The following is a 12022-nucleotide window of genomic DNA, read 5'->3' on the forward strand; positions in this document are numbered from 1 at the left end:
GTGGTCGCCCCGGCCCGCAGCCGGTCGACGCCCTCCGCCCACGCCGTGCGCCGCGGCGGCCCGCCGTCGGGCCCGCCTGCCCGGCCCTGCGGCCCCGGTGACGTCGCCTGCGGCGGGATCGCAGGCGACGCGCCCGCCTGCCCCCGCGGTGGCGCCGCGGTGCTCTGCTGCTCGTATGTCACCTGACCTCCCCCATGGTCGTCGCCGGTCACCTCCGCCCGGCGCCGAGGCACACGGGAAGAGACGCTCGGCCGCAAGTATCGCCGCCGGGACCGACATCCGAACAGGGCTTGACGCGATCTTGGTCGGATTGCGGCCCGGCGAAGATCCCGCACCCCCCCTGTCCATGAATACGCCAACCCGAACAGTTCGGTTCCCGGCGTGCTCAGACCCTCTCGTAAAACTCCCGTACGCGGGCGTGCGCCCGGGCCGGGGCGCCCTGGTGGTCGAGGCCGAGGAGCGCGGCCCCGAGGACGGGCCGGGCGGTGACGACCCGGGGTACGGCCTTGGGGGCCCGCTCGGCCAGCAGCTCCCGTACCCGGTCGTCGAGTTGGGGGTGACGGGCGGCCAGGACACCGCCGCCGAGCAGGACCGGCGCCTCCTCGCCCAGCAGGTCGAGGCGGGTCAGGGCGACGACCGCCATGGCCACCACCTCGTCCGCCAGCCGGTCGACGAGCGCGCGGGCCACCGGGTCGCCGTCCGCGGCCGTGGCGAACAGGACCGGCGTCAGCTCATGGCGCCGCACCTCCTCGATACGGCCCAGGTGCAGGGCCTCGATCAGCGCGTACATCGTGGACAGGCCGAAGTGCGCGGGCAGGGCGCGGGCCAGTTCGGTCGGGGCGCCCCGGCCGTCCTCGGCGCGCGCCGCGTGCCACAGCGCCTCCTCGGAGAGGCCCCAGCCGCCGCCCCAGTCGCCGGAGACCCGGCCGAGGGCGGGGAAGCGGGCGACCCGGCCGTCGGGGCGCATGCCCACGCAGTTGATGCCCGCGCCGCACACCACGGCGACGCCCCGCGGCTCCTCGACACCGGCCCGCAGTATCGCGAAGGTGTCGTTGCGGACGTCCACGGTCGTCCCCCACGCGCGCGCGTGCAGCGCGGCTGCCAACTGCTCCTCCTCCACGGGCAGATCGGCGTTGGCGAGACACGCGGAGACATGGCCGACCGCGGTGATCCCGGCCGCGGCGAAGGCCCGGCCGACGGCGTCGGCGAGCGTGTCCACCGCCTCCCGGACGCCGACCACGGGAGGCCGGAACCCGCCGCCGCGCGCCGTGGCGAGCACGCTCCCGTCGCGCGCCACGACCGCGACGTCGGTCTTGCTGTTGCCCGCGTCCACGGCGAGGACGCTGTGTTCGGCCTCCATGTGGGCGGCATGACCCGTGTGTTCGGCCTCCATGTGGGCGGCGGGACCCGTGTGTTCGGGCCCTGTGGGGGCGGTGGGATCGGTGTGTTCGGGCCCTGTGGGGGACGCACTCATGCCCACGCGAGGTGCTCCCGGTTGTGCGCGATCAGCCGGTCGGTGAGGCCGTCGGCGAGTGCGTACTGGCCGACCAGGGGGTGTGCGAGCAGCGCCCGGAACACCCGCTCGCGGCCCCCGCGCAGGGCGGCCTCCAGGGCCAGGTCCTCGTACGCGGTGACGTTCGCCATCAGCCCGGCGAACAGCGGGTCCACCGGTGCCACGGGCAGCGGGGCGGCCCCCGAGTGCCCGATGGCCGCCTGCACCTCGATCACGGCGTCGTCGGGCAGGAACGGCAGCGTCCCCCGGTTGTAGGTGTTCACCACCTGGTACGGGCTGCCGCCCCCGCCCAGCAGGGACGCGGCGAGGTCGACGGCCGCCTCCGAGTAGTAGGCCCCGCCCCGCTTGCCGAGCAGCGCGGGCTTCTCGTCCAGCGCAGGGTCGCCGTACATCGTCAGCAACTCCTTCTCCATCGCGGCCACTTCAGCGGCCCGCGACGGCTTCGTGCCCAGCTCCCGTACGACCTCGTCGTGCGCGTAGAAGTAGCGCAGGTAGTAGGAGGGCACGACTCCCAGGCGGTCGAGGACACCGCCCGGCAGGCGCAGGTCGTCGGCGATGGTGTCACCGTGCTCGGCGAGCAGCTTCGGGAGGACGTTCTCGCCCTCGGGGCCGCCGAGGCGCACATGGGTTTCCCAGGTGAGGTGGTTGAGGCCCACATGGTCCAGATGCACATCGGTGGGGGAGACCCCCAGCATGCCGGCGAACTTCCGCTGGAATCCGATCGCCACGTTGCACAGTCCGACCGCTTTGTGACCGGCCTGGAGGAGGGCGCGGGTCACGATGCCGACGGGGTTGGTGAAGTCGATGATCCAGGCGTCCGGGTTGGAGCGCCGGACGCGCTCGGCGATGTCCAGGACCACCGGGACCGTGCGCAGCGCCTTGGCGAGGCCGCCCGCGCCGGTGGTCTCCTGGCCGACGCAGCCGCACTCCAGCGGCCAGGTCTCGTCCTCGTTGCGGGCGGCCTGCCCGCCCACGCGGAGCTGGAGCAGCACCGCGTCGGCGCCCTCGACACCCGCGTCGAGATCGTCGGTCGTGGTGATCCGCCCGGGGTGTCCCTGCTTGGCGAAGATGCGCCGGGCCAGCCCGCCGACCAGTTCGAGCCGGTCGAGCGCCGGGTCGACGAGGACCAACTCCTCGACGGGCAGGGTGTCGCGCAACCGCGCGAAGCCGTCGATGAGTTCAGGGGTGTAGGTGGACCCCCCGCCCACTACTGCGAGTTTCATTCTCAGCCCTTCACTCCGGTGAGCGTGACGCCTTCGACGAACGCCTTCTGTGCGAAGAAGAACACAAGGATCACGGGTGCCATGACCAGGACGGTCGCGGCCATCGTCAGATTCCAGTCGGTGTGGTGCGCGCCCTTGAAGGACTCCAGGCCGTAGCTCAGGGTCCAGGCGCCGGGGTTCTCGGACGCGTAGATCTGCGGCCCGAAGTAGTCGTTCCAGGCGTAGAAGAACTGGAAGAGCGCGACGGCCGCGATACCGGGCTTCGCCATCGGCAGGACCACCTTCAGCAGGGTCTTCAGGTCCCCGCACCCGTCGACCCTCGCCGCGTCGAGGTACTCGTTCGGGATCGTCATCAGGAACTGCCGCAGCAGGAAGATGGAGAACGCGTCACCGAACGCCATCGGGATGATCAGCGGCCACAGCGTGCCCGACAGATCCAGCTGCTTCGCCCAGAACAGATACATCGGGATGATGATGACCTGCGGCGGCAGCATCATCATCGAGATGACCAGCATCAGCGACAGGTTCCGGCCACGGAAGCGGAACTTGGCGAGCGCGTACGCCACCGGGATCGAGGACGCGACCGTCAGCGCGGTGCCGGCGCCCGCGTACAGGAGGGTGTTCCGCCACCAGGTGAGGAAGCCGGGGGTGTCGAAGACCTTTGTGTAGTTGCCCCACTCCCAGGTGTCCGGGACGAGGTCCCTGGTGAGTGTCTGGTCGTCGCTCATCAGCGAGGTCAGGACCACGAACACGAACGGCAGCACGAAGAACAGCGCGGCGGCGACCCCGAGCGCGTGCACGGCGATCCATTCCAGGAGCGCCTTGCGCCGGGCGGTGCGCTCGGCGGCCGAGACGGGCGGCTTCGGGGACTCGGGCCCCGACTCCGCCGTCCTGAAAGGTACTTGAGCTTCGGTCGTCTGGGTCATGGTCAGTCACCTGCCTGGATGAGACCGCCGCGGCGCCGCATCAGGAACGCGGTGAACGCCATGGACAGCGCGAACAGCACCAGCGCGACCACGCACGCGGAGCCGTAGTCGAACCGCTGGAAGCCGAGGTTGTAGACGAGCTGCGGCAGGGTGAGCGTCGACTTGTCGGGGTACCCCGGCTCGAACTGCTGGCCCGAGCCGCCGATGATCCCGGAGGCGACCTTCCCCGCGACCAGCGGCTGCGTGTAGTACTGCATCGTCTGGATGACCCCCGTGACCACGGCGAACATCACGATCGGCGAGATGTTCGGCAGCGTCACGAACCGGAACCGCTGCCAGGCCGACGCCCCGTCCAGCTCGGCGGCCTCGTACTGCTCCTTCGGTACGTCGAGCAGCGCGGCCATGAAGATGACCATCAGGTCGCCGACGCCCCACAGGGCGAGCATGGTGAGCGCGGGCTTGGACCAGGTGGCGTCCGTGAACCAGCCGGGCGTCGGCAGCCCGAGGTCGCCGAGCACCGAGTTGACCGGCCCCGTACCCGGGTTGAGCAGGAACACGAAGGCCAGCGTGGCGGCGACCGGCGGGGCGAGGTAGGGCAGGTAGAACAGCGTGCGGAAGACACCCGTGCCGGTCTTGATCTTCGTGATCAGCAGGCCGATCCCCAGGCCGAAGACGACCCGGAAGGTGACCATGACGAGCACCAGCCACAGGGTGTTGCGCAGCGCCGGCCAGAACATGGGGTAGTCGTTGAAGACGTAACTCCAGTTCTCCAGCCCCCGGAACTCCGGGACGCCGAAGCCGTCGTACTTCATGAACGAGAAGTACACGGTCGAGATCAGCGGGTACGCGAAGAAGACGCTGAAGCCGATCAGCCACGGCGACATGAAGGCGGCCGTGCGCAGGGCCTGTTTCCTGCGTTTGGTGCGCAGGGTCGGTGAGGTCGCGGATGCGGGGAGCGTGGCCATGGGGCGCTACTTCGCCTGCTCGATGTCACGGTCGATCTGGTCGGCGGTCTTCTGCAGACCGGCCTTGAGATCCTTCGCCTTGCCGGACTCGTACTGGTAGCCGAAGTCCTGGAGCGTCGTCTGGTACGTGGAGCCGTTGACGGAGGCGGGCGGGGTGTTCGACTGCGGGTGCTGGGCGATGTCCACGAAGGTCTTGAAGCCGTCCTCGACCTTCAGGTCCGGCGACTTGAGCGCGTCGAACGTGGACGGCACGTTGTGGATGGCGTTGGCGAACGACACGACGGCCTCGGTGTCGGTCGTCATGTACTTCATCAGTTCCCAGGCCGCGTTCTGCTTCTTGCTCTGCGGCGCGATGCCCATGATCGTGCCGGAGAGGAACCCCTTGCCGTACTCGTCCACCTCGTCGTCGGCGACGGGCATCGGAGCGGTCCCGATCTCGAACTTCACCCCCGCGTCCTGTGCCATCCCCAGCCGCCACTCGCCGTCGAGCTGCATCGCCACCTGGCCGGTCTGGAAGGGGTGCTTGGCGCCCCACTCGTCACCGAACGTGTTGCGGTACCTCTCCAGCTTCTGGAACCCGCCGAGATCGTCGACGAGCTTCTTCTGGTACGTGAACATCTCCGCGAAGGCCGGGTCGTCGGCGATGTTCGACTTGCCGCTGTCGTCGAAGTAGGAGTGGTCCCATTGCGACATGTAGTGGTCCACCACGGTCTCGTAGCCGTGGTAGTTCGGCATGAAGCCGAGCTGCTTGTACGAGTCGCCCTTGGCCTTCGTCAGCTTCTTCGCGTCCTTCGCGAACTCGGTCCAGGTCTTCGGGGGCGACGTGATGCCCGCCGCCTCGAAGGCGTCCTTGTTGTAGTAGAGGCCGTACGCGTCACCGAGCAGCGGCAGCGCGCAGCGCGTGCCCTCGAACTGGGTGTACTCCAGCATCGGCTTCGGGATGATCGCGTCGAGGTCGAGCTTCGACTTCTCGATGAACGGCTTCAGGTCGGCGAAGGCGCCGGACGAGCAGAACTTGCCGACGTTGGACGTGGTGAACGAGGAGACGACGTCGGGCCCGTTCGAACCGCCCGCGCGCAGCGCCTGGTTGAGCTTGTCGTCGTTGATGTTGCCGACGACCTTCACCTTGATGTTGGGGTGCGCCTTCTCGAAGCGGGCGATGTTCTCCTGGATCGCCTTCACCTCGGCGGGCGCGCTCCACCCGTGCCAGAAGGTGATGGTGGTCTTCGCGTTCGGGTCGTCCGTGGCACCGGAGCCGGACGAGCCGGTACAGCCGGTACCGCCGGTGACGAGGAGGGCTATCGACGCGGCGGCGAGCACCGCTTTACGGGGCATTCCGGGCATGGCTGGGTCTCCCTATGAGCAGGGCGGGCTGGACGGGGGAAGAGGGCGGAGCCGGGGTGAGGGGTGTTCGGTGGCCCTTCATCGGGCCGGTCGGGGCTGGTCGGTGGGCCTGTGTCGGGCCGGCGGTCGGGGGCTGGTCAGTGGGCCGAGGTGTCGAAGACCTCGTCGCGGGTGGCGGCGAGCGCGCTCTCCAGCGCGCCGCGCAGCACGGGCTGTTCATGGACGTCGCCGACGACGAGGCGCGGCCGGGACGCGGCCAGCTCCTCCAGCTCGGCCTGCACCAGCGCGCGCAGGGGTTCGCCGCCCCTGCTGAGCGAGGCGCCGCTGAGGACGACGAGTTCGGGGTCGAGGACGGACACGAGCGAGGCGAGACCGGTGGCGAGCCCGGTCGCGTACGTCTGCAGCAGCTCCCGGTGCGGGCCGGCGTCGATGTCCGCGGCCTGCTCGACGAGGGCGGCGGCGACCTCGGTGTACGGGCCGGTGGGGATGGGCTTGATGCCCAGCTCGCGGGCGAGTTTCGGAATGGCCTGGGAACCGGCCAGTTCCTGGTAACCACCGCTGTTGGCCTTGGTGACGTGCCGGACGAGGGGCGCGCCGGGCACGGGCAGGAAGCCGACCTCGCCCGCGCCGCCGGTCCAGCCGCGGTGCAGCCGGCCGCCGAGCACGAGGGCGGCGCCCAGGCCGCCCTCGTTCCACAGCAGGACGAAGTCCTCGTGACCCCGGGCCGCCCCGAGCCGCTGTTCGGCGACGGCGGCGAGGTTGACGTCGTTCTCGTACTCGACGGGCATCGGCAGCGCCGCCGCGAGCTCGTCGAGCAGGGCGGGGGAGTGCCAGCCGGGCAGATGGGAGGCGTAGCGCAGCCGGCCCGTGTTCGGGTCGAAGGCGCCGGGGGTGCCGATGACGAGCCGCTGCACGTCGGCCCGGGCCAGCCCCGCCGCCTTCACCGCGCCGTCGAGGGCGTCGGTGACCTGCCGTACGACGGTGTGGGCGGCGCGCCGGCCGGGGGTGGGCAGCTCGTACTCGCCGACCGTCCGGCCGGTCACATCGGCGACGGCGGCGAGGATCCGCTCGGGCGTCACGTCGAGTCCCGCGGCGTAGGCGGCAGCCGGATTGACCGCGTACAGCTGCGCGTTGGGCCCGGGGCGTCCTTCGCTGGTCCCGGTGACGAGGACGAGTCCTGCCGCCTCCAGCCGGGCGAGCAGCTGGGAGGCGGTCGGCTTCGACAGCCCGGTCAGCTTGCCGATCCGGGTCCGGGAGAGCGGGCCGTGCTCCAGCAGGAGGTCGAGCGCGGCGCGGTCGTTCATGGCGCGCAGCACGCGCGGCGTGCCCGGGGTACCGGATGTTCCTGCCATGCCTGTCGACACCTGCCTCTCGGCTGCCCAGCTTCCCAGTGTGATGACCGGAAAGTCCACCGAGTGATCACCGCTGGGATCACTGTTAGGAAAGTTTCCTATCGATGGGAGGAAGGTAGGCCGGGGGCGGGGGAGGCGTCAACAGGTTGCCCGCGTGGCAACGGAGTCGTTACCTGCGGGGAGCATGTCCGTCGCCTTCGCGGGCGCGGGGCTCACTCGAAGAACTTGAGGCTGAACCCGGTGTTGGTGGGGGATCCGGGAACGTTGGCGCGGCTGTACGTGGTGTTGCCCCACCAGACGGCCGTGCCCGTGTACCAGTAGCGGTTGGCCCATGAGTACGGCGTGCCCTTGGCGACCGCGTGGAACATCGTCGGGAAGCGGTTGCCCGAGGGCGGACCGGCGGTGGCGTCGCCGCGCGGCAGGACGAAGGTGTGGTGGCCGGGGCCGTCGACGTACAGGGTCGGGTCCCAGCCCGACATCATGGTCGCGGCGTGCGAGCCGAAGAGGCAGCCGTTGGACTTGTACCAGTCCCACACGTACGTCGGATCGCCACCGGAGCGCAGCCGCAGGTCGGCGATGCAGTACTGGTCGCTCCAGCTGCCGTTCGCGGAGTACGCGATGTGCAACTGCCCGTTGGGGTCGACGATCGGCTGGGGCGCCTCGTTGATGTACGGGTTGCCGACGATCCGCTCCCACGACTCGCGGGGCTGCGAGATGACGTACCGGTCGCCGGTGGACGCGGTGGGGCTGCCCATCCGGGCGACGTACAGGTTCTGCTCGACGTTGGTGTCACCGGCCCAGCCGGACCAGACGAACCAGCGCTGGCCGTTGAAGGTGAAGGGCGCCCCGTCGATGGCCCACTTGTCGCCGGGCAGCGCGACCTTGGTGGCGGCGGAGTAGCCGGAGGCCGGGCTGGCCGAGCTGATGTGGTACATCCGGTGGGCGGCGCCGGTTCCGGCGGCGAAGTAGATGCGGTAGGCGCCGTCGTGGTGCACGATCTCGGGCGCCCACACCTCCCCGAGCCCGCCGGTGTCCCGCCACACCTGCTGCTTGGGAGCGCCGGCGATCCCTTCCAGCGTGGACGCCGTCCGGACGGCGATCCCCCCGTCCACGGACTTGGCGGCGACGTAGAGGTCACCGACCTTGATGACACTGGGGTCGGCGCCGCCGAGGGTGGTACGGCCGAGGGTGGACACGGGGGCCTCGGCGCTCGCGCCGGCGACGGCCTCGGCGCCCGCGGCGGCCTGCCCGAGGGCGAGGAGGAGGGCGGCGGCGAGCCCGAACGGAATCAGCCGGGCGAGCCGGCCGCGGGTGGGAGACATCCGGAGGGTCCTCCTGATCGTGTCCACGTCAGAGAGCGCTCTCGGATCATCGCCGGGCGGGGGGTGGGCGTCAATATGGCGGGGGCCAGGGGGACGAGTGGCGATCGCTTGCTCTCGCGTCGGCCGCAGGGACTGTCAGCGACTCAGTGTCGGCGGGCGCCGTCGAGCGCACCTGCGGCGGTGAACTCCGCCCACGCCGTGGGGGAGAGGTGAAGTATCGGGCCGTCGGGGGACTTGGAGTCGCGGACGGCGACGGTGTGTGGGGCGTTGAGGGCGACTTCTACGCACTCGCCGCCCGAACTGCTGTAGCTGGACTTTATGAAGTGGGACTCGGGCACGGGGTCAGATCTCCTGGCGGATGCGCTCGATGAGCTGGGCGGTGTCGTGCTGGGCGAGGCTGAGGCGGGCCGTACGGTCGAAGAAGTTGCTGTACGTGCTGCTCTCGGCCGGGTTCTCCACCCACACCGTAGAAGCGATGGCGTCTACATGGACCACGTCCACGGCTTCCGTCTCCGCGAACGAGACGATGTTGAACGGGCCGGTGATGCAGGGGTGGCCGCCCGTGCGGAACGGCAGTACCTGGAGTCGTACGTTCGGAAGCTGAGCCACCTGCAGCAGGTGTTCCAACTGGGCCCGCATCACGTCGGGTCCGCCGACCAGTTGCCGCAGCGCCGCTTCCCAGACGACCGCGTACACATTGAGCGGGTGTTCACCGCGCAGGCGGGCCTGGCGTCGCATGCGGACCTCGACGATGCGCTCGATGTCGTCCGGGTCCTCCCACACGCCGTCGCTGACGGCGAGCGAGCGCGCGTAGTCCGCCGTCTGGAACAGACCTGGGATCAGGGAGAGTTGCCAGGTGCGGACGCGGTTCGCCACATCCTCCATGGCGATGTACTCGGCCAGCGCGCCGGCGTTGGGTGAGTGCTGCCACCAGCCCTTGGCCTTACGTCGCTCGCGGTCCAGCTTCGCCAGTTCCAGCAGCCGGGCCGTGGCCTTGCGGTCGTGCTGTCCGTAGAACTCGCACAGCACCCGGATGTCCGGGTCGCGCATGGGCACCCAGCCCCGCTCCATCTTCACGATCTTCGTGCCGGTCGCGTTGATGGACTCGGCGGCCTGCTGCTGTGTCTTGCCCGCGGCGTCCCGCAGCGACAGCAGTTCGCTACCGAGCCTGCGGCCGAGGACAGTTGATGCCCGGTTGCCCGCGGCTTGAGTTGATCGGATCACGGTCACAGTGTGTCCCGAGTCCGTCACGCCATGGACCGCCTTCACTCATTCGGGAAGAACTTCCCCAGATCTGTTGCTCCCAGAGCGTGCGAGTGACTACGTTGCGTGTTCAGTCGCTGACTCAGCGACATCAACCCCCGTGTGAGAGGCGCATCTTCATGAATCAGCCCCTCCTCTTTGAGGACTCCCTCGACTACACCCCCCTCGCCCACAGCGTCACGCTCGCCCGGCGGCGGGCCGCGCGGCTCGTCGGGGAGTGGGGGTATCCCGACCGCGCCGGGGATGTCGCCGTGGTCGTCTCGGAGTTGATGAGCAACGCCCTGTTGCACGGCAGCCTCCACGACCGGCTGATCCGTGTCCGGATCTCCTGCGGCGCCGCCGCGCTCCGCGTCGAGGTGAGCGACCCGCGAGGGGACCGGCTGCCGTGGCCCCGCCCGGCGCAGGACGCCGACCAGTTCGGGCGCGGGCTGCTGCTCGTCGCGGGACTGGCGGACCGGTGGGGCGTGGAGGTGTGCGGCGTCGGCAAGAGCGTGTACGCGGAGTGGGCACTCACCCTCGCCCCGGCGGCTGACGATCGCCTCGTGAGCGTGAAGAAGTGACGGGAATGGCGCTAGCGTGGGCGCGTGCCACAGGGGCGCTCGACGAGCAGAAGGGGCGGCCGATGACCACGCCGTACGCGGACCAGGACGGTCCGCTCATTCCCCGGCCTGAACTGACCCTTCCGGCGCTGCGTCAGGCCGTGGCCACCGTTGTGCCGTCGCGGCTTCCCGAATTCTTCGAGGATCTGCAGAAGGCGTTCGTCCGGGCCGGGGACGAGGACAGCGTCGTACCGATCCGGATGTTCTACCGGCAGTGGGGCGTCGTCGTCGAGATCGAGCGGTACCCCGCGACCGCGCGCAGTCTGCACGCTGCCGAGCAGGCGCTCAGCAGCCCCGACCCCGCGACTCGCGAGCGTGCGATCCGGGAGGCTGGGGAAATCGTGCGCGCGGCGCACCGTGAGGTCGCGGGTGGCTGACTGGCAGTGGGAACTGTTCCAGGACGACATGCTGGACGGTCTGCCGACGGCGGCACGCGCTGAGACCGAGCGGCTGGCCAACGAGATCGCCGTACGGGAATCCATGGTTTTTCTGGAGGGAGCCGCTTTCACCGGTCCAGGACCCGGTACGCGGACGGAGAGCCGGGGCCTGGTCATGCTCACGTACCTGACCGACGTGCGCGGCGAGCGGATCGTGCTGGTGCAGGTGAACTGGTTCGGCTGACAGCCTGCCTGATCGTGACGGGCGGCACTTCGTGCACTGCGTGGAGTCGCGCGTCGGGCGAGGCCTCGCCCGACCGGTTCGGCTACTCCGTCGGCTCCAGGAAGGGAGCCGTCTCCAGCGTCGGATACGGGGCCGGAAGCGGGAGGACGCGGCCCAGTTCGACCTTGGTCTCGGTGGCGTAGTACGCCTCGGTGGGGTTGTCGCCGGGGGTGATCGGGTCGGAGTAGCAGTGGGCCGTCTTCCGGTGACGGTTGATCAGGATGTAGAAGGGGACGTCGGCGGCGGCGTAGGTGCGCAGCTTGGGGCCGGTGTCCGTCTCGTGGTTGGTGGAGGTCACCTCGCCGACCAGGGCGATCATGTCGATGGGGTACCAGCCCTTGTGGGCCCTGCGGTACGACTCGTCCAGCTCCGTCGCCTTGCGGCGGCGTACATAGAAGTCCGGGACGATCAGGGCCATGGTGCGGCCGTCCTTGTGGGCTGCCCGGTAGCCGTTGCCCATGCCCACCAGGCGGAGTCCGGCGGCGCGGAACTGGAAGGACAGCTCGAAAGCGCCGTCATTGTGGTTGTCGTTCGGTGCCGGCGGCACGATGACCGTCCCTTCGACGTACTCGGGTCGGATCGGCGTCTTGGACGCTTCCTCGAACGCGATCAGCAGATCGATGGGGTCCTGCTGCGTCATGACCGGCTCCATGCTGAGTTCGGCACTCATTGATGCTTCTCCTCGCCACGCTGTTGCCAGGCTACGCCCGTTCCGGGTGCCCCGGCAGAATCATGAGGCGTCCGCACCCCCTGTGACCTGCGAATGCTGTGGGCGTTCACTCGAACGAGCGTGCTGAACCGTTACGGCGATCGTGGCGGTTGTGCATGTGTGCGGGGGCTGCATCCAGAGCGCTC

At 69.8% G+C, this 12022-nt stretch carries 13 protein-coding genes and 1 pseudogene; 3 read left to right on the plus strand and 11 right to left on the minus strand.

The features are described from left to right. The 10 genes and pseudogenes from ACFWGJ_RS34610 to ACFWGJ_RS34655 form a co-directional block, all read right to left on the minus strand. Positions 1-182 (minus strand): annotated as a pseudogene (locus ACFWGJ_RS34610) (hypothetical protein); the annotation flags it as partial. 203 nt (positions 183-385) lie between these two features. Beyond that, the gene (locus tag ACFWGJ_RS34615; RefSeq protein ID WP_387332539.1) at positions 386-1360 is read right to left on the minus strand and encodes an N-acetylglucosamine kinase; all 975 of its coding nucleotides are present in this window, start codon (positions 1358-1360) and stop codon (positions 386-388) included. A 110-nt stretch (positions 1361-1470) separates the two neighbouring features. Further along, complete coding sequence (locus ACFWGJ_RS34620; RefSeq protein WP_387332518.1) at positions 1471-2736, minus strand: 6-phospho-beta-glucosidase; 1266 nt, start codon at positions 2734-2736, stop codon at positions 1471-1473. A 2-nt stretch (positions 2737-2738) separates the two neighbouring features. Next, the gene (locus tag ACFWGJ_RS34625; RefSeq protein WP_387332520.1) at positions 2739-3662 is read right to left on the minus strand and encodes a carbohydrate ABC transporter permease; all 924 of its coding nucleotides are present in this window, start codon (positions 3660-3662) and stop codon (positions 2739-2741) included. Between the two features lie 2 nt (positions 3663-3664). Next, positions 3665-4627 (minus strand): carbohydrate ABC transporter permease, encoded by a 963-nt coding sequence (locus ACFWGJ_RS34630; protein WP_387332522.1) that lies wholly within the window; start codon positions 4625-4627, stop codon positions 3665-3667. Between the two features lie 6 nt (positions 4628-4633). Continuing rightward, positions 4634-5971, minus strand: a complete 1338-nt coding sequence (locus tag ACFWGJ_RS34635; protein WP_387332524.1) for an ABC transporter substrate-binding protein — start codon at positions 5969-5971, stop codon at positions 4634-4636. A gap of 137 nt (positions 5972-6108) precedes the next feature. Further along, the gene (locus tag ACFWGJ_RS34640; protein WP_387332526.1) at positions 6109-7323 is read right to left on the minus strand and encodes an ROK family protein; all 1215 of its coding nucleotides are present in this window, start codon (positions 7321-7323) and stop codon (positions 6109-6111) included. Between the two features lie 212 nt (positions 7324-7535). Next, the gene (locus tag ACFWGJ_RS34645; RefSeq protein ID WP_387332528.1) at positions 7536-8645 is read right to left on the minus strand and encodes a glycoside hydrolase family 43 protein; all 1110 of its coding nucleotides are present in this window, start codon (positions 8643-8645) and stop codon (positions 7536-7538) included. 143 nt (positions 8646-8788) lie between these two features. Further along, positions 8789-8983, minus strand: a complete 195-nt coding sequence (locus ACFWGJ_RS34650) for a DUF397 domain-containing protein (RefSeq protein ID WP_387332530.1) — start codon at positions 8981-8983, stop codon at positions 8789-8791. Between the two features lie 4 nt (positions 8984-8987). Continuing rightward, positions 8988-9866 carry a helix-turn-helix domain-containing protein gene (locus ACFWGJ_RS34655; protein ID WP_387332541.1) on the minus strand — a complete coding sequence of 293 codons (879 nt, stop codon included), beginning with the start codon at positions 9864-9866 and terminating at the stop codon, positions 8988-8990. A gap of 161 nt (positions 9867-10027) precedes the next feature. On the opposite strand from ACFWGJ_RS34655, the gene ACFWGJ_RS34660 reads away from it, so the two are divergent. From ACFWGJ_RS34660 to ACFWGJ_RS34670, 3 genes are read left to right on the plus strand one after another with little or no spacing between them, the layout of a single operon-like run. Next, the gene (locus ACFWGJ_RS34660) at positions 10028-10468 is read left to right on the plus strand and encodes an ATP-binding protein (protein ID WP_387332532.1); all 441 of its coding nucleotides are present in this window, start codon (positions 10028-10030) and stop codon (positions 10466-10468) included. Positions 10469-10473: 5 nt separating this feature from the next. Further along, complete coding sequence (locus tag ACFWGJ_RS34665) at positions 10474-10884, plus strand: hypothetical protein (protein WP_387332533.1); 411 nt, start codon at positions 10474-10476, stop codon at positions 10882-10884. Further along, entirely contained in the window at positions 10877-11128 is a 252-nt protein-coding gene (locus ACFWGJ_RS34670; protein WP_387332535.1) for a hypothetical protein, read from the plus strand. The genes ACFWGJ_RS34665 and ACFWGJ_RS34670 overlap by 8 nt, the downstream gene beginning before the upstream one ends. Before the next feature lie 82 nt (positions 11129-11210). Here the strand turns inward: ACFWGJ_RS34670 and ACFWGJ_RS34675 are convergent, their stop codons facing one another. Next, the gene (locus ACFWGJ_RS34675) at positions 11211-11837 is read right to left on the minus strand and encodes a Uma2 family endonuclease (protein WP_387332537.1); all 627 of its coding nucleotides are present in this window, start codon (positions 11835-11837) and stop codon (positions 11211-11213) included. Positions 11838-12022: the final 185 nt, after the last annotated feature.

The organism is Streptomyces sp. NPDC060205, from assembly GCF_042728395.1.
Classification (GTDB): Bacteria; Actinomycetota; Actinomycetes; order Streptomycetales; family Streptomycetaceae; genus Streptomyces.

Coding starts and splice junctions, on each gene's coding strand:
- ACFWGJ_RS34615 (WP_387332539.1), bottom strand. CDS start 1,360: ATGGAGGCCGAACACAGCGTCCTCGCCGTGGACGCGGGCAACAGCAAG.
- ACFWGJ_RS34620 (WP_387332518.1), bottom strand. CDS start 2,736: ATGAAACTCGCAGTAGTGGGCGGGGGGTCCACCTACACCCCTGAACTC.
- ACFWGJ_RS34625 (WP_387332520.1), bottom strand. CDS start 3,662: ATGACCCAGACGACCGAAGCTCAAGTACCTTTCAGGACGGCGGAGTCG.
- ACFWGJ_RS34630 (WP_387332522.1), bottom strand. CDS start 4,627: ATGGCCACGCTCCCCGCATCCGCGACCTCACCGACCCTGCGCACCAAA.
- ACFWGJ_RS34635 (WP_387332524.1), bottom strand. CDS start 5,971: ATGCCCGGAATGCCCCGTAAAGCGGTGCTCGCCGCCGCGTCGATAGCC.
- ACFWGJ_RS34640 (WP_387332526.1), bottom strand. CDS start 7,323: ATGGCAGGAACATCCGGTACCCCGGGCACGCCGCGCGTGCTGCGCGCC.
- ACFWGJ_RS34645 (WP_387332528.1), bottom strand. CDS start 8,645: ATGTCTCCCACCCGCGGCCGGCTCGCCCGGCTGATTCCGTTCGGGCTC.
- ACFWGJ_RS34660 (WP_387332532.1), top strand. CDS start 10,028: ATGAATCAGCCCCTCCTCTTTGAGGACTCCCTCGACTACACCCCCCTC.
- ACFWGJ_RS34665 (WP_387332533.1), top strand. CDS start 10,474: ATGGCGCTAGCGTGGGCGCGTGCCACAGGGGCGCTCGACGAGCAGAAG.
- ACFWGJ_RS34675 (WP_387332537.1), bottom strand. CDS start 11,837: ATGAGTGCCGAACTCAGCATGGAGCCGGTCATGACGCAGCAGGACCCC.